Origin of the sequence: Saccharopolyspora flava, from assembly GCF_900116135.1 — a bacterium.
GTDB lineage: Bacteria > Actinomycetota > Actinomycetes > Mycobacteriales > Pseudonocardiaceae > Saccharopolyspora > Saccharopolyspora flava.
In genome coordinates, this window is record NZ_FOZX01000005.1 from 446,667 (window position 1) to 464,639 (window position 17,973).

Consider the following 17,973-nt stretch of genomic DNA (forward strand, 5'->3'; position numbering starts at 1 on the left):
CGGTGGACCCAGGGTAAGCACCGGGAGCAAGCGTCCAGGCCGGTCACGCTGTCTCAAAGTGAGACACGACGGCGCCGTCGGCGGGCCCGATCGCTCCTACCGTTCCCTCCCGAACGTGCCACAGCTGCCACGTAGCGGAGGACGCACATGTACAGCAAGGACGGCGAGGACTACTTCATCGTGGACGCGCACGTCGCGCTCTGGGACGCCCGTGCCGCCAACCAGCGCAACATCCACGGCAAGCAGTTCATCGACTGCTTCTACGACTACCACCGCAACCTCAGCCCGGAGTCCGAGGTCTGGCCGTACGAGGACTTCCTGTACCAGGGCGGCGAGCGGCTGATGAAGGACCTGTTCACCGACGGCTACGTCGACCACGCGATCTTCCAGCCCGCGCTGCTGAGCGCCTTCTACGGCAACGGTTTCGGCCAGACCGAGGAGGCTTTCGCGCTGGCCCAGCGGTATCCGGACAAGCTGACCTACAACCACTGCTTCGACCCGCGTTTCGAGCAGGCCGGTCTGGACCAGCTCAAGCGCGACGCCGAGCGCTTCGGGCTGAAGGGCGTGAAGCTCTACACCGCCGAGTGGCAGGGTGATTCGCGCGGCTACAAGCTCGACGACCCGTGGTGCTACAAGTACCTGGAGGCCTGCCAGGAGCTGGGCGTGCGCAACATCCACATCCACAAGGGCCCGACGATCCGGCCGCTGGACCGCGACGCCTTCGACGTGGCCGACGTGGACAAGGTCGCCACCGAGTTCACCGACCTGAACTTCGTGGTGGAGCACTGCGGTCTGCCGCGGCTGGAGGACTTCTGCTGGATCGCCGTGCAGGAGCCCAACGTGCACGCGGGGCTGGCGGTGGCGATGCCGTTCATCCACTCCCGGCCGCGCTACTTCGCCCAGATCATCGGCGAGCTGCTGTACTGGCTGGACGAGGACCGCATCCAGTTCTCCAGCGACTACGCGATCTGGACGCCGAAGTGGCTGATCGAGCGGTTCGTGGACTTCCAGATCCCGGAGGACATGACCGAGTACGCGCCGCTGACCACCGATCAGAAGCGCAAGATCCTCGGTCTCAACGCCGCCCGCATGTACGGCATCGAGGTTCCGGCGGAGCTGGACGTGGCCGAGAAGGCGGGTGTCTGAGATGGCCGAGCTGCGCACCGCCGCGTGGGAGGCGCTGCACCAGGTCATCGATCCGGAGCTGGACGAGCCGGTGACGGATCTGGGCTTCGTGCGCTCGCTGGAGGTGAGCGAGGACGGCGCGGTCGAGCTGCACCTGCGGCTGCCGACCTCGTTCTGCGCACCGAACTTCGCCTACCTGATGGCCTCGGACGCCAAGGACGTGCTCCGCGCGCTGCCGGGTGTGACGGGCGTGGTCGTCGAGCTCGACGACCACCACGACTCGGCGCTGATCAACACCGGTCTGGCCACCGACGCCGGGTACCGCGACACGTTCCCGGGCGAGGCCGACGAGGACCTGGAGCAGCTGCGGGCGACGTTCCGCCGCAAGGCCCACGCGGCGGCGATGGAGCGGGTCCTGACCAGGCTGCTCAAGGACCGGCCGGAGCTGGCCGAGGCCGATCTGCACGCGATCACCGTCGCCGATCTGCCCGACGAGGCGGCCACCCGGTCGCTGCTGAACCGCCGCGCGGCGGTCGGGTTCGGCACCGGGCCCGATGAGCTGGTGCTGGTGGACGACGAGGGACGGCCGTGCTCTCCGGAGCAGGTGCCGTTCCGGCTGCGCTTCGCCCGCGCGACGCGCATCTCGGTGGAGGGCAACTCCCACTTCTGCCGCGGGTTGCTGCGCACCCGCTACCCCGATTCCGCGGCGGACCAGACGCCGCGAGCGATGTCGTCGGAAGGACGAGCGTCATGAGAGCAGTGCAGGTCGTCGGCTACCACGAACCGATGCGGTTGACCGAGGTTCCGGTCCCGGAGCCGACCGGGCCCTACGACGTGGTGGTCAAGATCGGCGGCGCCGGGGTGTGCCGCACCGACATCCACATCCTCGAGGGGCAGTGGGCCGAGAAGTCCGGCGTGGAGCTGCCTTACACGATCGGCCACGAGAACGCGGGCTGGGTGCACGCGGTGGGCAGCGCGGTCAGCAACGTCGCCGAGGGCGACAAGGTGATCGTGCACCCGCTGGTGACCTGCGGGCTGTGCCGGGCGTGCCGGTTCGGCGACGACGTGCACTGCGAGCGGTCGCTGTTCCCCGGTATCGACACCGCGGGCGGCTACGCCGACTACCTCAAGACCTCGGCGCGCAGCGTGGTGCGCATCGACGACTCGCTGGAGCCGGCCGACGTCGCGGCGCTGGCCGACGCGGGTCTGACCGCTTACCACGCGGCGGCCAAGGCGGCCCGCGCGCTGCGTCCGGGCGACCGGTGCGTGGTGATCGGCGCGGGCGGGCTCGGCCACATCGGCATCCAGGTGCTCAAGGCGATCTCGCCGGCGGAGCTGGTGGTGCTGGACCGCAACCCGGAGGCGGTGAAGCTGGCGGCCGACATCGGGGCCGATCACGGCGTGGTCGCCGACGGCACGCACGTGGAGCAGGTGCTGGAGCTCACCGGCGGCCACGGCGCGGAGACCGTCATCGACTTCGTCGGTGAGGGCGGCGCGACCTCCGAGGGCGTGCGGATGCTGCGCCGCGCCGGGGATTACCACGTGGTCGGCTACGGCGAGAACATCGACGTGCCGACGATCGACATCATCTCGGCCGAGATCAACTTCATCGGCAACCTGGTCGGTTCCTACAACGACCTGTGCGAGCTGATGGTGCTGGCCGCTCAGGACAAGGTCCGGTTGCACACCGCCAAGTACCCGCTGGAGCGGTTCCAGGACGCCCTGGACGACCTCGACGCCGGCCTCATCCGGGGCCGGGCGATCCTCACCCCCTGAGCCGGGGTTTCCGGGGAGGTGTGCCCGAGCACACCTCCCCGGAACCAGATCGTTTCCCTCGCTAATGGTCTACGGTCTGGACCATGCTCGGTTCGACGCTCACGCGCACCCCGAACCGCTGGCTGATGCTGGCGATCTCGATGTTCGCGCAGCTCGCGGCGACGGTGTTCACCAACGCCGCCCCGGCGCTGATCCCGAACCTGCACTTCGAGCGCGGCCTGTCGCTGTCGCAGGCGGGCCTGATCGCCGCGGCCCCGCTGGCCGGGACGATGTGCACGCTGATCATCTGGGGCGCGATCGTCGACCGCATCGGCGAGCGGATCTCGCTGCTGATCGGGCTGAGCATGCTTGCGGTCAGCGCCGCGGCGGCCGCGCTGGCCGGGTCGCTGGTGTGGCTGGCGGTGCTGCTGTTCGCCGGCGGCGCGGCCGGGGCGAGCTCGAATTCGGCCAGCGGCCGGGTGGTCTCGGGCTGGTTCCCGCCGCACCGGCGCGGCATGGCGATGGGCATCCGGCAGACCGCGCAACCGCTGGGCGTGGGCCTAACGGCCGTGCTGGTGCCCAACCTCGTCGAGGCCCGGGGGCTGACGGTCACGATGTTCACCGTCGCCGGGGTGTGCGCGCTGGCCGCGGTGCTGGTGGCGGTGGTGATCGCGGACCCGCCGAGGCCGTCGGTGGCCGAGGCCCGGCGCGACGGCCACAGCGACAACCCCTACCGCGGCGACCGGCGGCTGCTGCGGATCCACGCCGTGTCGATCGCGCTGACCGTGCCGCAGCAGACCGCCTGGACCTACATGCTGGTGTGGTTGATCGCCACGCAGCACTGGACCACCGCGGCGGCCAGCGCGCTGGTCGGCGTCTCGCAGCTGTGCAGCGCGCTGAGCCGGGTCGGCGCCGGGATCTGGTCGGACCGGATCGGCAGCCGGGTGCGGCCGATCCGCTACTTCGCCTTCGGTTCGGCGATCGCGATGGGCGGGCTGGCGGCCCTGTCGGGCACCCCGCTGGCCCTGACGTTCATGGTCGTGGCCTCGATCATCGCGGTCGCCCACAACGGCCTGGCCTTCACCGCGGTCGCCGAGATCGCCGGTCCGCACTGGAGCGGCCGCGCCATGGGCGCCCAGAACACCGGCCAGTCCCTCACGGCCACCGCGGTCCCGCCGATCATGGGCGCGGTCATCGCCGCCGCCGGCTACCCGATCGCCTTCGCGGTCGCGGGCTGCTGCGCCCTCCTAGCGGTCCCGCTGGTGCCCACCGCACCACCCCGCTCACCCGAACGAGCCCCCGCATAACCACCCCACCTGCGACTTTCCCGGCCCGGTGTCGAAAACCCCGGTTTTCATCGCGCGAAAACCGGGGTTTTTGCGCGATGGGGTCGTTCACGGGAACGGAATTTTCAGCGGGGTGATCAGCAGGTCTCCGCGGTCGGCCGGCGGTCGCCGAGGCGGTGGGCAGTGGGGCAGTTTTAGCCATAACTGTCCGGACATAACGGACATTGATCAAGCGCGATTATGGCTAAAACTGCCCAATGCGCCGCCACGCCCACGCGGGACCGGCGAGGTCAGGGCGTGGGCTGGGGCGGGTCGGTTTTGAAGGCCTGCTGGGATTCGTACAAGGCCATGACTCCGGGGTGGTCGCCTTCGGGCCAGGTGTGGGGGCGCCAGAGGCCGGACTTGAGGAGGGCTCGGCCGCAGTGGACGAACAGCTCCTCGACGGTGACCACGACCGCCAGCTCCGGGGGTGTGCCCTTGAGGGCGAGGTCGGCCATGAACGGGGCCGAGCGGACGATCGCGGCCGTGCCTTTGACGCGCAGGACGTGGGTGACGCCGGGGATCATGAACAGCATCCCCACCTGCGGGTTCTCCAGCAGGTTGTGCAGGCCGTCCATCCGCCGGTTGCCGGGGCGTTCGGCGTAGGCCAGCGTCTTGCCGTCGTCGAAGACGACGACGCTGCGGGCGGTGTCGCCGCGCGGCGAGACGTCCATCCTGCCGTCGGCGCCGGTGGTGGCCACGAGGAACAGCCGCGACTCCTCGATGAAGCGGCGGCTGACGCCGTCGATCCCGGAGATCACCTTCTCGGCGATCTCCGGGAACGGCGGTTCGACGATCTCGCGGAGCTGCGCTGCCGAGGTGACGTGCTCGGCCTCAGCCGGGTTCCACGAGGGCACGCGTCGTTCTCCTCAACCGGTCGGGATCAGCGCTGGGCCTGCTCGATGAGCGGGACGACCTTGTCCACCGCGTAGGACATGCCGGCCGCGGTGCCCGCCGAGAACGCCTGGGTGGCCTGCTCGTCGTGCAGCACCACCGCGCGGCCGTCGCGGACCGAGGGCACCGACTGGAAGTGCTGGTCGCGGTCGATCTCGGAGGCCGCGAGCCCGATCGGGAACATCATCGTCAGATCGGCGTTGAACAGGTCCATCCGCTCCGGGGAGACGTTGACGAAGAAGTCCTTCCCGGCCACCTGCTGCACGGCGGGCGACTGGCGGAAGCCCAAGCGCTGCAGGAACTCCAGGCGGGAACCGCCGTTGACGTAGGCGCCGTAGGAACCGACCATCTTCGCGCCGACCGCGACGGTCTTGCCCGCCCACTGCGGGTGCGCCGCGGCGGCCTGCTGGAACTTGGCCTCCAGGTCGGCCTTCTGCTGGGCGGCCTCGGCCTGCTTGCCGAGCGCCTTGCCGACCATGTCGAGCTGCTGGTCCCAGGTGGTCAGGTAGGACTCGCCGCCCTCGGGGATGCTCACGACCGGCACGCCGAGCCGGTTGAGCAGGTTGTAGCGCTCCTTGTCGCCGCTGGCGCGGGTGTCGAGGATGAGGTCGGGCTGCAGAGCGGCGACGCTCTCCATGTCGACCTCCATGGTGCCGAGCATCTTCGGCGGCGTGGTGTAGCGCTTGTCGGCGGGGATCCACGGCGGGACGCCGTCGCCGCCGACGGGCAGCCAGTCGGCGGCGCCGACCGGTTGCACGCCCAGGCTCAGCGCCGTTTCGGCGTCGCCCCACCCGAGCGCGACGACGCGCTGGGGGCGCTCGGGAACGGTGACGTCACCGAACGCGGTCTTGATGGTGACCGGGAACTGACCGCCCGCCGATCCCGCCGAGGGCTGCTCCTCCTCGGGACCGGCTGCGCCGCAACCGGTCAGGGCGATTCCCAGCAGGACCACCATGATCAGTCCCAGGGTTCGCATCCAGCGCATGTCCACACCTCATTCGTACTTAGGTGCGCCTAACTTAACCAAGCCTCAGTGGGACGTCCAGGCCACCCCCTACCCAGCGTCACCGACGTTGGTCACATTCGTCCGATCCGGACGGCCCGAGCCATGAGCAACTTCCCGGCCGCTCGCGCGTTGACCCTGACGACGGTCGGGGGCTGCGGAAGGACGCGAGATGGACAGGCTCAACGGCAAGCGCGTGCTCGTCACGGGTGGAGCGTCGGGGATCGGGCGGGCGAGCGTGCTGCGGATGCTCGACGAGGGCGCCCGGGTGCTCACCACCGACATCGACGAGACGGGCCTGAAGGAGACGACCCGGCTCGCGGCCGAGGCCGGCACCTGCGACCGGCTGGGCACGCTGCCGCTGGACATCGCCTCCGAGGACGACGTCGACTTCACCGTCCCGGCCTGCGCCGAGCAGCTCGGCGGACTGGACGTGCTGGTCAACGCGGCCGGAACGCTGCAGGCCGCGCACACCCACGAGTGCTCGCTGGAGCTGTGGAACCGGATCCTGGCGGTCAACCTCACCGGCACCTTCCTGGTCACCCGCGCCGCCTTACCGGCGCTGCTGGCCACCGGCGGCGGCGTGGTGATCAACTTCAGCTCGACCTCGGCGAACTTCGCCCACCCGTACATGGCGGCCTACGCGGCCAGCAAGGGCGGCATCCAGTCGTTCACCCACGCCATCGCCCTCGAGTACGCCAAGCAGGGCTTGCGCGCGGTGTCGCTGGTGCCGGGCGGCATCCGCAGCGGCATCACCGAAACCACCGCCGACAAGCTGCCCGCCGACACCGACTGGGACCTGTTCACCAAGCTCTCCCCCGCCCTGGGCAGCGGCTTCGCCCCGCCGGAGCACGTCGCGGGCGTGGTGGCGATGCTCGCCTCCGACGACGGCGCGTTCATCACCGGCACCGAGATCCGCGTCGACGGCGGCACGCACCAGTAGCGGGCCAACCCGTTAGACTCGATCACGAGCCGGTCGCCACGTGTGGCCGTGAGGGAATCCGGTCGGAAGCCGGAGCTGACGCGCAGCGGTAGGGGTGACGGGCGAACCCGAGCCACTGGATCACGGATCCGGGAAGGCGGTTCGCCCGGTGGAGCCCGAGCCCGAAGACCTGCCGGCTCCCCGGAGCCGCACCCGGTTCCGGGAATCGGCCGACCGGGTCTCGCGCATGGGCCCGGGGTGAGGATTTCCGCACGACGTGTTCCGACTCTGGACGCGCGCGAGCTCGATGCTGCTCTGCGCCGCCGCTCTCGCCGCCTGCTCCGCACCCGCCACCGAATCCGCTCCGCCTCGGGTGCGGATCCCCAACTGCGACACCGAGGTGGCGGTGTCCGAGCCGCCGAAGCGGGCGGTGAGCCTGAACCAGTCGACCACCGAGATCATGCTCTCGCTCGGCCTGGCCGACCGGATGGTGGGCACCGCGACCTGGACCGACCCGGTCGATCCGGCGCTGGCCGCCGACAACGCCCGGGTTCCCCGGTTGTCCGACAACAACCCGTCGTTCGAGTCGGTGCTGGCCACCGAGCCCGACGCGGTGCTGGGCGCCTACCGGGCGGTGTTCACCGACGAGGGCGTGGCCTCCCGCGAGCGCTTCGCCGAGCTCGGCGTGCCGACCTACCTCTCGCCCTCCAACTGCCAGCCGGAAGAGGCGCCGCTGAGCGAGCCGGTCGAGCTCGACGACATCTACCGCGAGGTCCGCGAGATCGCGGCGATCTTCGACGTCGCCGATCGCGGTGAGGCGCTGGTGGCGCAGCTGCAGCAGCGCGTCGCCGCCGCCCGCGCCAAAGCCGTTGCCGCGCCCGACACGTCGGTGCTGTTCTGGTTCGCCCGCACCGAATCCCCTTACGTGGCGGGCTCCACGGGATCCCCGGCGATCATGACCCGCGCCCTCGGGGTGCGCAACGCCTACGACGACGTGACCTCGATGTGGCCGCAGGTGTCGTGGGAGGACGTGCTGGCCCGCGAGCCGGACCTGCTGGTGCTGGGCGACCTCACCCGCGACGGCGAGGGCGATTCGCTGGCCGCCAAGCAGGAGTTCCTGCGCACCGATCCGGCGATGTCGCGGCTGCCCGCGGTGGCCGAGGGCGCGTGGATGCCGATGACCGGCACCGAGATGAACATCAGCCTGCGCACCATCACCGGCATCGAGCGGCTGGCCGACCGGCTCGCCGAGCTGGAGCGCCGGTGAGGACCGGTCGGCTGCGCGCTCCGCTGCTCGTGCTGGCCGGGATTCCGGCGCTGCTGCTGTCGATCGCGGTGGCGGTCACGCTCGGTCCCGCTCCCCTGTCGGTCGGCGACGTGGCCGGGGTCGTGGGCGCGCGGTTGGGGCTCGGCGAGACCGACGTGTCGCGGATCGGGCAGGGCATCGTGTGGCAGCTGCGGTTGCCGCGCGCGGTGCTGGCCGCGATCTGCGGCGCCGGTCTCGGGACGTGCGGGGCGGTGCTGCAGTCGTTGCTGCGCAACCCGCTGGCCGACCCGTTCCTGCTGGGCGTGTCGGCCGGGGCCTCGACCGGTGCGGTGCTGGTGGTGATCCTCGGGCTCGGCGCGGGCGCGATCGGGCTCACCGCGGGCGCCTTCGCCGGGGCGCTGGTGGCGTTCGCGCTGGTGATGACGCTGGGTTCGCTGGCGGGCGGGACCACCACGCACCTGGTGCTGGCGGGAGTGGCCGGGACGCAGCTGTTCTCGGCGCTGACCTCGTTCGTGGTGATCACCTCCGCCGACGCCGAGCAGACCCGGGGCGTGCTGTTCTGGCTGCTGGGGTCGTTGTCGGGCGCGCGCTGGAACGACGTGGCCGTGTCGGGCGTCGTGTGCGCGGTGTGCCTGCTGGTGTGCCTGGCCCGGGCGGGCTCGCTGGACGCCTTCGCGCTGGGCCGCGACACGGCGGCGGCGCTGGGCGTCAACGTCGCCCGGTTGCGGATCGTGCTGCTGGTGGTCACCGCGCTGCTGGCCGCCACCCTGGTGGCCGCGGCCGGGGCGATCGGGTTCGTCGGCCTGGTCCTGCCGCAGGCCGCCAAGCTCGTCGTGGGACCGCGTCACCGCGCGCTGCTGCCGGTCACCGCCGTGCTGGGCGCGATCCTGCTGGTGTGGGTGGACGTGCTCGCCACGACCGTCGCCGCACCGCAGGAGGTGCCGGTCGGGGTGATGACCGCGCTGGTGGGCGTCCCGGCCTTCGCGATCCTGCTCGCCCGGCGCGGCCGAACCTCGTGAGCGTCCCGCGCGTCCTCACCGTCGTCCCCTAGGCTGCGGACGATGGAGGCGAACAGAGTGCGATGGGGCGTGCTCGGCTGCTCCGCGATCGCTGAGCGGCGGGCCCTGCCCGCGCTGCACGAGATCCACGGGTCCGAGATCACCGGCGTGGCCAGCCGCACGCCGGAGCGGGCCGAGCGCTTCGCCGCCGAGCACGGCGGCACCGCGATGACCTACCAGCAGCTGATCGACTCGCCCGAGGTGGACGCGATCTACCTGTCGCTGCCGAACTCGCTGCACTTCGAGTGGGCGGAACGCGCGCTGCGGGCGGGAAAGCACGTGCTGTGCGAGAAGCCGATGACGGTCTCGGCCGAGCGCACCGACGCGCTGGTGGCGTTGGCCGACGAGCGCGGGCTGGTGCTGCGGGAGAACTTCGCGTTCCTGCACCATCCGCAGCACCACGTGGTGCGCGAGCTCGTCACTCGCGGACGGCTGGGCCGGCTGCGCACCTTCAGCTCGGCGTTCGGCATCCCGTCGCCGAAGCCCGGCGACATCCGCTACGACCCCGAGCTGGGCGCCGGGAGTCTGCTCGACGTCGGGGTGTACCCGATCCGGGCCGCGCAGCTGATGCTCGGCGACGGGCTCACCGTCGCGGGCGCGACGCTGCGGGTCGACGCGGACACCGGTGTGGACATGGCCGGGCACGCGCTGCTGGTGTCGGAGAACGGCGTGTTCGCCGATCTGGAGTTCGGCTTCCAGCACAGCTACCGCTCGCGCTACGCACTGTGGGGCGACGCGGCGCAGCTGAGCCTGGAGCGCGCGTTCACCCCGCCCGCCGAGCACCGGCCGCTGCTGCGGGTGGAGGAGCAGGACCACGCCGAGGAGTTCGTCCTCGACGCCGCGCACCAGTTCCGGGAGTCGTTCGCCTCGTTCGCCACCGCCGTGCGCGAGGGCCCGTCGGCGGAGGTCGAGCGGCCGTGGCTGCGGGCCGCGCGGGAGACGGCCCGGCTGGTCGAGGCGATCCAGGGCGTCGCGGTGCGGGTCCGGCAGCGGGGCGCCGTTCCGTCCTGATCAGCTCGGGTACCGTGGTTAAGTCAGTCGACTTAACCCGAGGAGCTGCATCGTGCCCACGCGTTTCACCGGTTTCGGCACCCCGGCCAGCGACCGGTGGCGGATGCGCCGGCTCTCCGAGCCGAGCCCGCTGTGGGGTTCCAACGGCCTCACCTTCGGCCCGGACGGGCGGCTGTACGTGGCGCAGTTCCTGGCCGGGCAGATCAGCGCCGTCGACGTCGCCACCGGGTCGGTGGAGGTCGTGGTCCCGGCCGACGGGCCGGTGCAGGCGCCCGACGACCTGGCCTTCGGCGCCGACGGCTCGATGTACATCGCCGACATCACCCCGCAGCGGGTGTGGCGCCGCTCCCCCGACGGCGAGTTCACGCTGCTGACCGAGGACGTTCGGGTGCCCAACGGCATCACCTGCGTCGGCGACCGGTTGTTCGTCAACGAGATGCGGCCCGGCGGCCGGGTGGTGGAGCTGCTGCCGGAGACCGGCGAGGTGATCGTGCTGGCCGAGGACCTGGCGATGGGCAACGCGATGCAGCAGGGCCCGGACGGCTCGCTGTACTACCCGCACATGATGACCGGCCAGGTCTGGCGCGTCTCGCCCGAAGGCGGTGCGCCGCAGGAGGTCGCCGCCGACGTGCACGAGCCGGTGGCGGTGCGCTTCGACCACGACGGCGCGCTGATCGTGCTCTCCCGCGGTGTCGCGGGCATCGTGACCCGCATCGACCCGGACACCGGGCGGCGCAGCGTCTTCGAGACCGGGGTGGCCGGGATGGACAACGCGGCGTTCGACCGGGAGAACCGGATGCTGGTCTCCAGCTTCGGCAGCGGCGGGGTCACCCGGGTCGACGCGCTGGGCACCCGGACCGTCGTCGGCCGCGGCCTGCACGGCCCGTTCGGCGTGACCGCCGACGAGGCGGGCCGGGTCTACGCGGGCGACCACTTCCGCCTGGCCGACGGGGACCTGCTGACCGGGGACCTGATCCAGCCGGTCACCGGCGGCGCGCACCACGGCGTCGCGGCCGCGGGCGGGCTCGTGCACATCACCTCGATGCACGGCGACGTCCGGACCTTCGACCCCGCGACCCGCGAGGTCCGGCTGCGCGCGAAGGGCCTGTCCGAGCCGACCGGCATCGCCGTCGTCGACGACGGGCTGCTGGTGGCCGAGACCGGCGCGGGCCGCGTGATCCACCTCGACGCCGACGACGCGCTCACGACCGTCGCCGAACTCCCGCGCCCGGTGGACGTCGCGGTCGACACCGACGGCCACCGCTACGCCACCGACGAGGACCTGGGCGCCGTCGTCCGCCTGGACGACGGGGAGTCCATCGTGGACGGACTCGACCAACCCCAGGGCATCGCCGTCCACGGCGACACCCTCTACGTCGTCGAGGTCGGCACCCGGAGCCTGCTGGCCATCACCCTCACCACCGGCGACACCCGCACCGAAGCCACGTCTCTACCCGTCGGCCTCCCACCGGGCCTGCACCGCGAAGACCCGGCTCCCACCCTGTTCCCGCCGGCCCGCCCCCGCCCCTTCGCAGGCCTGGCCACCACCCCGGACGGCAACCTCCTCCTCGCCGCCAACGGAGAAGGCACGGTCCAACTCCTCACCCCGCGCTGATCCACCCGCACTGGGCTCCGGAAAGGCTGCAACGTCACCAGGGGACAGTTTTTGCCAGAACTGTCCAGACAAAACGGACATCGATCATGGGTAATTAGGGCAAAAACTGTCCCCTGGTGAGCAACGCACCCTTCGGGAGGGTCACAGTGGAGAGGGTGGGCATCCGCTCGTCCGGGAGGCTTGAGCGGAGGGCGCGGGCTCGTTATCGAGGGGAATCGACGTGATGTCTGAGCACGACGTTTACATCGCCGGGGCTTCGGAGGAGCTCAGGCCGCTTCTGGAGCAGGTGCGGACTCAGCTCGCGGGTGCGCTTCCGGAGGCTGAGGAGGTCGTGAAGTACAACATGCCCGGGTTCGAGGTGAGCGGTTCGATCGTTGCCGGTTACGCCGCGTTCAGTCGCCAGTGCGGGCTCTACCTCTCGCCCGGCGCCATCACGGCGCTGGCCGATGACATCGCCGCCGCCGGCCTCAAGGCCAGCAAGACCGGGGTCACCTTCTCCCCGCGCAAGCCCATCCCGAACGCGCTCGTCCGAATCCTCGCCCAGGCGTCTCGCAACGACCTCGGACTCTGAACGTCCCGGGGACGAACTACTTGCCGAAACGTCCCACCTGGCGGCACCGCCAACTTCCGCAGAAACCCCGCACTGACACCTAGTGTCGAAAACCCCGGTTTTCGCGGCGTGAAAACCGGGGTTTTCGACAGCAAGTGGGAACTCAGGTGGTGGCGAGGTAGCGCTGGCGGTGGTGCTCCTCGTGGTGGCCGCGCTTGCGGGCGCGCAGCAGCTGGGTCAGACCGACCACGCCGCGCACCCGCGTCGGGTCGTCGCGGTCGACGACCGGCAGGTGCGTGGTGTCGAGGACCGCGAGGAGTTCGGCGACCGTCCTGAGCGTGTCGTCCGGGTGGATCACCGCCGAGACCGCCGTCGCCGCCTCGGCCACGACCTCTCCGGGGCAGGCGGTCAGCGCCTCGTGCGTGGTCGTGCCGATCAGCCGCGTGCCGTCGACCACCGGGTAGAGCTCGCCGTGCCGGGTCGTGCCGCGCACGTCGGCCAGCACCGCGTCCGCGGCGAGCACCGCCGGTTCCGGCGACATGACCTCGTGCACGAAGAGGGCTTCCAGCGGGTCGGTGCTGTACTCGCGGGTCAGGTGCAGCTTCCGGCGGGCCAGCTTCTCGGTGAGGATCGAGCGCTTGAGAATCAGCGCCGACACGCCGTAGGCGACCACCGAGGCGACCGTGAGCGGCACCAGGCAGTCCCAGGCCTGGGTGAGCTCCATGGTGAACACGATGCCGGTCAGCGGGCAGCGCATCACCCCGCCGACCACCGCGGCCAGCCCGCACATCGCCCAGAACCCCGGGAACACCTCCGGCAGCACGAGCCCTTCGGCGGCGCCCAGCGCGGAGCCGAGCAGGAACACCGGGGCCAGCACGCCCGCTGAGGTTCCCGAGCCGATCGACAGGCCCCAGATGAGGGTCTTGACGGTGAGGATCCCGAAGATCAGGGCGACGGTGGCGTGCCCGGTGAGCATCGCCTCGATGACCTCGTAGCCGACGCCGAGCGCGCGCGGCTCGATGAGCCCGCCGATCCCGATGATCACACCGCCGAGCGCCGGCCACCACATCCAGTGGAACGGCAGCTTGGCGAAGGCGTCCTCCGAGCGGTAGACCAGCCAGGTCACCACCACCGCGAACAGCCCGCCGGTGACGCCGGTGATCGCCGCCAGGGCGGTCGCGCTCGTGCTGGGCGCGACCGCGACGTCGACCGGGAACAGCGGCGCGGTCCCGAGCAGGAACCCGCGGATGCTCGTGCTCACCACGACCGACAGCGTCACAGGGATGAAGCTGCGCGGCTTCCACTCGAACAGCAGCAGCTCCACGGCCAGCAGGATCGAGGCCAGCGGGGCGTTGAACACCGCGGCCATCCCACCGGCGGCGCCGGCGACCAGCAGCGCCTTGCGCTCGTTGGAGCTGAGCTTGAGCAGCTGGGCGATGACCGAGCCGACCGCCCCGCCGGTCATGATGATCGGCCCCTCGGCGCCGAACGGTCCGCCCGTGCCCAGCGCGACCGCTGAGGAGACCGGCTTGAGGACCGCGACCCGCGGCTGCACCCGGCTCTGCTTGGCCACGATCGCTTCGAGCGCCTCGGGCATGCCGTGACCGCGGATCTTCTCCGAGCCGTAGCGGGCCATCAGACCGATGATCAGCCCGCCGACGATCGGCGCGGAGAGGATCAGCCACCACGGATGGTGCTGGGCGCCCGGAGCGACGAGCTCGGTGTCCAGGCGTTGGTAGAAGACCAGGTTGGTGATCAGCCCGATCAGCTTGAGCAGCAGGTAGGCGGTCAGCGAGGACGCGATTCCGACGGGTATCGCGAGCGCGGCGATCAGCAGGGCTCGCGGTCTCAGCGTGAAATCTCCCAGGTGTGACGCCTTCATTTGCATGACGCAACAGTAGTTTCGGGGACAGTTGAGGCGGAAGGGGCGAGTGCTGGGAGTCACCTCGTTTGCGGCACGCAAATGTGCCCGGACCTGCCCGGTCGGTAGGATCGCGTCCGATGGACGAGAACTCGCACACCGCACAAAACGGTCGCGACGACCGCGGCGCCCACCACGACGCGACCGCTCGCGGCGGTGTTGATCGCGGCGGAGTTGAGCCTGAGCCCGCCGAGCGCGACCAGGCCGATCGCAGCGGTGTCAATCGCGATGACGTTGATCGCAGCGGGGCCGACGAGGCGCTGGCGACGATGCGCGCGATGGTCCGGATCGCGGACGCGACGGTCGCCGAGGTCACCGGGCAGCTGACCCTCACGCAGTTCCGCGCGCTGGTGATCATCGCCGAGCACTCGCCCCCGGTGATCATGGGCCGGGTCGCCGAGGAGCTGGCGATGAACCCGTCGTCGGCCACCCGCGCCTGCGACCGCCTCGTCCAGCTCGACCTGGTGCAACGCGCCCGGAACCCGCTCAACAAGCGGGAAACCCTCCTCGCCCCCACCGCGGGCGGCCGCGAGATCGTCGCCCGCGTCAACCACCAGCGCCGCACCCTGCTCGCCGAAGTCCTCGACCGCCTCGACCCGGCCACCCGCGAAGCCGCGATCGAAGCCTTCACCCACTTCACCGCAGCAGCGGCCACCACCCCGCTCTGAACCCCAGGCGCCCGCAACGGGTTTCCGCGAGGCCGCAACGTCACCAGGGGGCAGTTTTAGTGAAAACTGTCCGGATAAATCGGGCACCAGACCCCGACAGTTTTCACTAAAACTGTCCCCTGGCGAGAAACGCACCCTCCGGGAGAAGGCAGCGAGCACAAAAAACGCCCCCGGAGGGGCGTTTTCGAGTTCGGAGGTCAGCGGTCGAAGCGACCGGATTTGAGGGCGGTGATGAAGTGCGCCCACTGCGGGACCGTCGTCGTGAAGTGACCCGCGGCCCGGTCCTTGGTGTCGCGCACCGCCGCTCCGGAGTCCGCAACGCGCCCGACCTCGACGCAGTTCTCAGCCCCCTGACTGAAGCTCGACTTGCGCCAGTTCGAGATGGGCGAGGTCGGGGCCATGATCACCACTCCGTTAGGTCAGCTCCTTGATCCTGCGATCGAGCATCTTCACGGTCACCCGGTCGGATGCTGCGACCATCCGCAGGCTATCGAAGGCGGCCACGTAGCGGTTCGTCCAGACGGATGCGGAACTTCCCCAGTGGATATCCGGCCCCGTTCAGAGAACTACTTGTCGAAACGGCCCGCCTTGAGCGCAGTGAGGAAGGCACTCCACTGCGAGCTCGTCGTCGCGAAGTAGCCCGTGGCCCGGTCCTTCGTGTCGCGGACCGCTGCGCCGGAGCCGGGGAGGCGGCCGACCTCGACGCAGGTTTCCGCTCCCTGGCTGCGGCTGGACTTCCGCCAACCAGTGACCGGCTCCGACTGGGCCATGCTCACCACTCCACTAGGTAAGTTCTTTGAGCCTCCGAGCCAGCATCTTGACCGTGGCTCGGTCCGATGCTGCAACCATCCGCAGGGTATCGAAGGGCGAGTGATCATGGGTGGGGTTCGCCGCGGTAGTGGCCGAAGGACCAGAGGTTGCCCTCCGGGTCCCTGACGCCGAATTCGCGGTTGCCGTAGTCCTGGTCGGTGATGGGCCGGAAGATGTCGGCGCCCGCTGCGCGGACCTTCGCGTAGAGGGCGTCGGGATCGGCGGTCACCACGTACATGCCGGCGGTGCCGGGTCGGCGGGACCACTCCTGGTCGGGCTTGTAGGAGCCGAGCATGATGCCGCCGCCTTCGGGCCAGTCGAGCTGGGCGTGGGCGACCTGATCTCCGTCGGCGTACGCGGCGGTCTTGATGAAACCGAAGGTGTTCACCAGGAAATCGATGAGCGCAGGTGCGTCGTTGGCTTGGAGGGTGGCCCACACCGTGGGGGCGGGCGCTGTGTTCGTCATCGTCATGCCGGGAATTCTTCCGCCGGTTGACCGGCCCCGGCTTGGATGTTTCGGAGCTCCGCCCCGATCCAGCGGCTCGGGCTCGTTCCCGCGTACTGGCGGAAGTCGCGGACCAGGTGCGAGTGGTCGTAGTAGCCGCACGCCTGCGCCACCGCCGACAGCTCCGGGGCGACGTCCTCGCGGACCGCGCGGGCGATGCGCTGGCGGGCGTGCTCGAAGCGCATCAGCCGGGACACGGCCTTGGGCGACATGCCGAGCTCGGCGCGGAACAGCGTCGTCAGCTGCCGTTCGCCGAGGTGGACGTGCCCCGCCAGGGCGCTCATCGAGCCGGTTCCGCGATGCCAGGCGATCCACTTCCACGCCTCGGCCACCTCCGGCCGAGGCTCCGAGCGCACCTCGGAAGCCGCCGCCCGCAGGTACTCCGCCAGCGCCGCGAACCGCTCCGGCCACCCGCCGAGTTCGGCGAGCCGCTGCCGCAGATCCTCCACGCCCGGACCGAGCACGTCCCGCGCGTCAACGGCCCGGTCGGCCAGCTCCCCGGCGGGAACGCCGAACATCCGGCGCAGCGCCAGCGGCCGGACCGCGAGCTGGATGCCGCTCTGCGCGCGCGGCTGGGCGATGTAAGCCGGGCTGGTGTGCAGGCCGCCGAGCACCAGGTGCGCGGTCTCGGCGTCCTCACCGGTCGGGCGGAAACCGGAGATCACCGGCTCGTCGAAGGTCAGCACCACCGTCAGGGCGGGCGAGGGCAGGCCGAGGTGCTGCACCGGGCGTTCGAGCCGCGAGGTGTAGCCGACCGCGGACACCACGGCGCCGGGCAGCACCCGGCCGCCCTCGACGAAACGCCACTCCCCCGCGTCCACGCCGACCATCATCCACTCGGCACCGACACCTCAGTCGGTCTCCGGGCGTTCTTCGGCGATGCGCTCGTCGAGGGTGCGGCCCTCGCGCTCCTCGCGCGGCGTCGGCCGTTCCCGGGCGGTCGCCGACCAGCCCTCCGGTGGTTCGACGCCGCGCTCCAGCGGGTCGGTGCCGAGCTCGTCCTCGTCGAGGTCCTCGGCCGACTGCAGGTTCGCCGGGTCCTCCAGCTCCTGCGGGTCGGGTTCGGTCTCGTTCGGGGTCGGCGTGGTCTCGGGCATGCTCACCCTCCTTCGCGGGTCAGGCGTTGGCCGACGGTGTCGAGGAGTTCGGTCCAGGACTTCTCGAACTTGTCGACGCCCTCGGTCTCGAGGACCTTGAACACGTCGTCGAGGTCGATGCCCGCCGCGGCCAGGTCGTCGAAGACCTGCTGCGACTCGGCCGCGGTGCCGGTGACCAGGTCACCGCGCACGTCGGCGTGATCGGCCGTGGCCTGCAGCGTCGACTCCGGCATCGTGTTGACCGTGTTCGGCGCCGCGAGCTCGTCGACGTAGCGGGTGTCGGAGTAGGACTTGTCCTTGACCCCGGTCGAGGCCCACAGCGGACGCTGCGCCCGAGCACCCTCGGCCTTCAGGGCGTTCCACCGCTCGGTCGAGAAGACCTCCTGGTAGGCGGCGTAGGCCAGCCGGGCGTTGGCGATCGCGGCCTTGCCCCGCAGCGGGTGGCCC

The 17,973-nt window shown here is 70.8% G+C and carries 20 protein-coding genes and 1 riboswitch; of the genes, 11 read left to right on the forward strand and 9 right to left on the reverse strand.

What is annotated here, in order from left to right; all coding sequences use genetic code 11:
- The first annotated feature begins 147 nt into the window (after nucleotides 1-147).
- The 4 genes from BM424_RS17860 (at nucleotide 148) to BM424_RS17875 (ending at nucleotide 4,187) form a co-directional block, all read left to right on the forward strand.
- On the forward strand, nucleotides 148-1,146 hold the full coding sequence (locus BM424_RS17860; protein ID WP_093419200.1) for an amidohydrolase family protein: 999 nt from the start codon (nucleotides 148-150) through the stop codon (nucleotides 1,144-1,146).
- 1 nt (nucleotide 1,147) lies between these two features.
- The gene (locus tag BM424_RS17865) at nucleotides 1,148-1,879 is read left to right on the forward strand and encodes a metal-sulfur cluster assembly factor (protein WP_093419201.1); all 732 of its coding nucleotides are present in this window, start codon (nucleotides 1,148-1,150) and stop codon (nucleotides 1,877-1,879) included.
- Nucleotides 1,876-2,901 carry an NAD(P)-dependent alcohol dehydrogenase gene (locus BM424_RS17870; RefSeq protein ID WP_093419203.1) on the forward strand — a complete coding sequence of 342 codons (1,026 nt, stop codon included), beginning with the start codon at nucleotides 1,876-1,878 and terminating at the stop codon, nucleotides 2,899-2,901. Before BM424_RS17865 ends, BM424_RS17870 begins: the two co-directional genes overlap by 4 nt.
- A gap of 83 nt (nucleotides 2,902-2,984) precedes the next feature.
- Nucleotides 2,985-4,187, forward strand: a complete 1,203-nt coding sequence (locus tag BM424_RS17875) for an MFS transporter (RefSeq protein WP_093419205.1) — start codon at nucleotides 2,985-2,987, stop codon at nucleotides 4,185-4,187.
- Between the two features lie 269 nt (nucleotides 4,188-4,456).
- On the opposite strand, the gene BM424_RS17880 is transcribed toward BM424_RS17875, so the two are convergent.
- Nucleotides 4,457-5,062, reverse strand: coding sequence for an MSMEG_1061 family FMN-dependent PPOX-type flavoprotein (locus BM424_RS17880; protein WP_093419207.1), 606 nt, complete (start codon nucleotides 5,060-5,062; stop codon nucleotides 4,457-4,459).
- A gap of 26 nt (nucleotides 5,063-5,088) precedes the next feature.
- Entirely contained in the window at nucleotides 5,089-6,084 is a 996-nt protein-coding gene (locus BM424_RS17885; RefSeq protein ID WP_093419208.1) for an iron-siderophore ABC transporter substrate-binding protein, read from the reverse strand.
- Between the two features lie 190 nt (nucleotides 6,085-6,274).
- Here BM424_RS17885 and BM424_RS17890 point away from each other — a divergent pair, with 190 nt between their 5' ends.
- The 6 genes from BM424_RS17890 to BM424_RS17915 all read left to right on the forward strand — a co-directional run bounded on the left by BM424_RS17890 (nucleotide 6,275) and on the right by BM424_RS17915 (nucleotide 12,546).
- On the forward strand, nucleotides 6,275-7,045 hold the full coding sequence (locus tag BM424_RS17890; RefSeq protein ID WP_093419210.1) for an SDR family NAD(P)-dependent oxidoreductase: 771 nt from the start codon (nucleotides 6,275-6,277) through the stop codon (nucleotides 7,043-7,045).
- 13 nt (nucleotides 7,046-7,058) lie between these two features.
- Nucleotides 7,059-7,236, forward strand: a riboswitch (cobalamin riboswitch).
- Nucleotides 7,237-7,301: 65 nt separating this feature from the next.
- Nucleotides 7,302-8,291, forward strand: coding sequence for an ABC transporter substrate-binding protein (locus BM424_RS17895; protein WP_245775924.1), 990 nt, complete (start codon nucleotides 7,302-7,304; stop codon nucleotides 8,289-8,291).
- Entirely contained in the window at nucleotides 8,288-9,310 is a 1,023-nt protein-coding gene (locus BM424_RS17900; RefSeq protein WP_245775925.1) for a FecCD family ABC transporter permease, read from the forward strand. Before BM424_RS17895 ends, BM424_RS17900 begins: the two co-directional genes overlap by 4 nt.
- 42 nt (nucleotides 9,311-9,352) lie before the next feature.
- Nucleotides 9,353-10,360, forward strand: a complete 1,008-nt coding sequence (locus BM424_RS17905; RefSeq protein ID WP_093419211.1) for a Gfo/Idh/MocA family protein — start codon at nucleotides 9,353-9,355, stop codon at nucleotides 10,358-10,360.
- Between the two features lie 52 nt (nucleotides 10,361-10,412).
- A complete protein-coding gene (locus tag BM424_RS17910) occupies nucleotides 10,413-11,975 on the forward strand; it encodes a Vgb family protein (RefSeq protein ID WP_245775926.1) in 1,563 nt (520 codons plus the stop codon).
- Nucleotides 11,976-12,198: 223 nt separating this feature from the next.
- The gene (locus BM424_RS17915; protein WP_093419379.1) at nucleotides 12,199-12,546 is read left to right on the forward strand and encodes an iron chaperone; all 348 of its coding nucleotides are present in this window, start codon (nucleotides 12,199-12,201) and stop codon (nucleotides 12,544-12,546) included.
- A gap of 142 nt (nucleotides 12,547-12,688) precedes the next feature.
- Here the strand turns inward: BM424_RS17915 and BM424_RS17920 are convergent, their stop codons facing one another.
- Complete coding sequence (locus BM424_RS17920; protein ID WP_245775927.1) at nucleotides 12,689-14,413, reverse strand: chloride channel protein; 1,725 nt, start codon at nucleotides 14,411-14,413, stop codon at nucleotides 12,689-12,691.
- Nucleotides 14,414-14,526: 113 nt separating this feature from the next.
- Between BM424_RS17920 and BM424_RS17925 the strand changes: the two genes are divergently transcribed.
- Nucleotides 14,527-15,114, forward strand: a complete 588-nt coding sequence (locus BM424_RS17925) for a MarR family winged helix-turn-helix transcriptional regulator (protein ID WP_245775928.1) — start codon at nucleotides 14,527-14,529, stop codon at nucleotides 15,112-15,114.
- Nucleotides 15,115-15,311: 197 nt separating this feature from the next.
- On the opposite strand, the gene BM424_RS17930 is transcribed toward BM424_RS17925, so the two are convergent.
- The 6 genes from BM424_RS17930 to BM424_RS17955 all read right to left on the reverse strand — a co-directional run.
- Nucleotides 15,312-15,515 (reverse strand): DUF397 domain-containing protein, encoded by a 204-nt coding sequence (locus BM424_RS17930; RefSeq protein ID WP_093419384.1) that lies wholly within the window; start codon nucleotides 15,513-15,515, stop codon nucleotides 15,312-15,314.
- 165 nt (nucleotides 15,516-15,680) lie between these two features.
- A complete protein-coding gene (locus tag BM424_RS17935; protein ID WP_093419215.1) occupies nucleotides 15,681-15,884 on the reverse strand; it encodes a DUF397 domain-containing protein in 204 nt (67 codons plus the stop codon).
- A gap of 104 nt (nucleotides 15,885-15,988) precedes the next feature.
- A complete protein-coding gene (locus BM424_RS17940) occupies nucleotides 15,989-16,396 on the reverse strand; it encodes a VOC family protein (RefSeq protein WP_245775929.1) in 408 nt (135 codons plus the stop codon).
- Nucleotides 16,393-17,250, reverse strand: a complete 858-nt coding sequence (locus BM424_RS17945) for an AraC family transcriptional regulator (RefSeq protein ID WP_217649739.1) — start codon at nucleotides 17,248-17,250, stop codon at nucleotides 16,393-16,395. The genes BM424_RS17940 and BM424_RS17945 overlap by 4 nt, the downstream gene beginning before the upstream one ends.
- Nucleotides 17,251-17,280: 30 nt before the next feature.
- Entirely contained in the window at nucleotides 17,281-17,526 is a 246-nt protein-coding gene (locus BM424_RS17950) for a hypothetical protein (protein WP_175548144.1), read from the reverse strand.
- 2 nt (nucleotides 17,527-17,528) lie between these two features.
- On the reverse strand, nucleotides 17,529-17,973 hold a 445-nt coding region (locus BM424_RS17955), incomplete at its 5' end, for a transaldolase family protein (protein ID WP_281248781.1).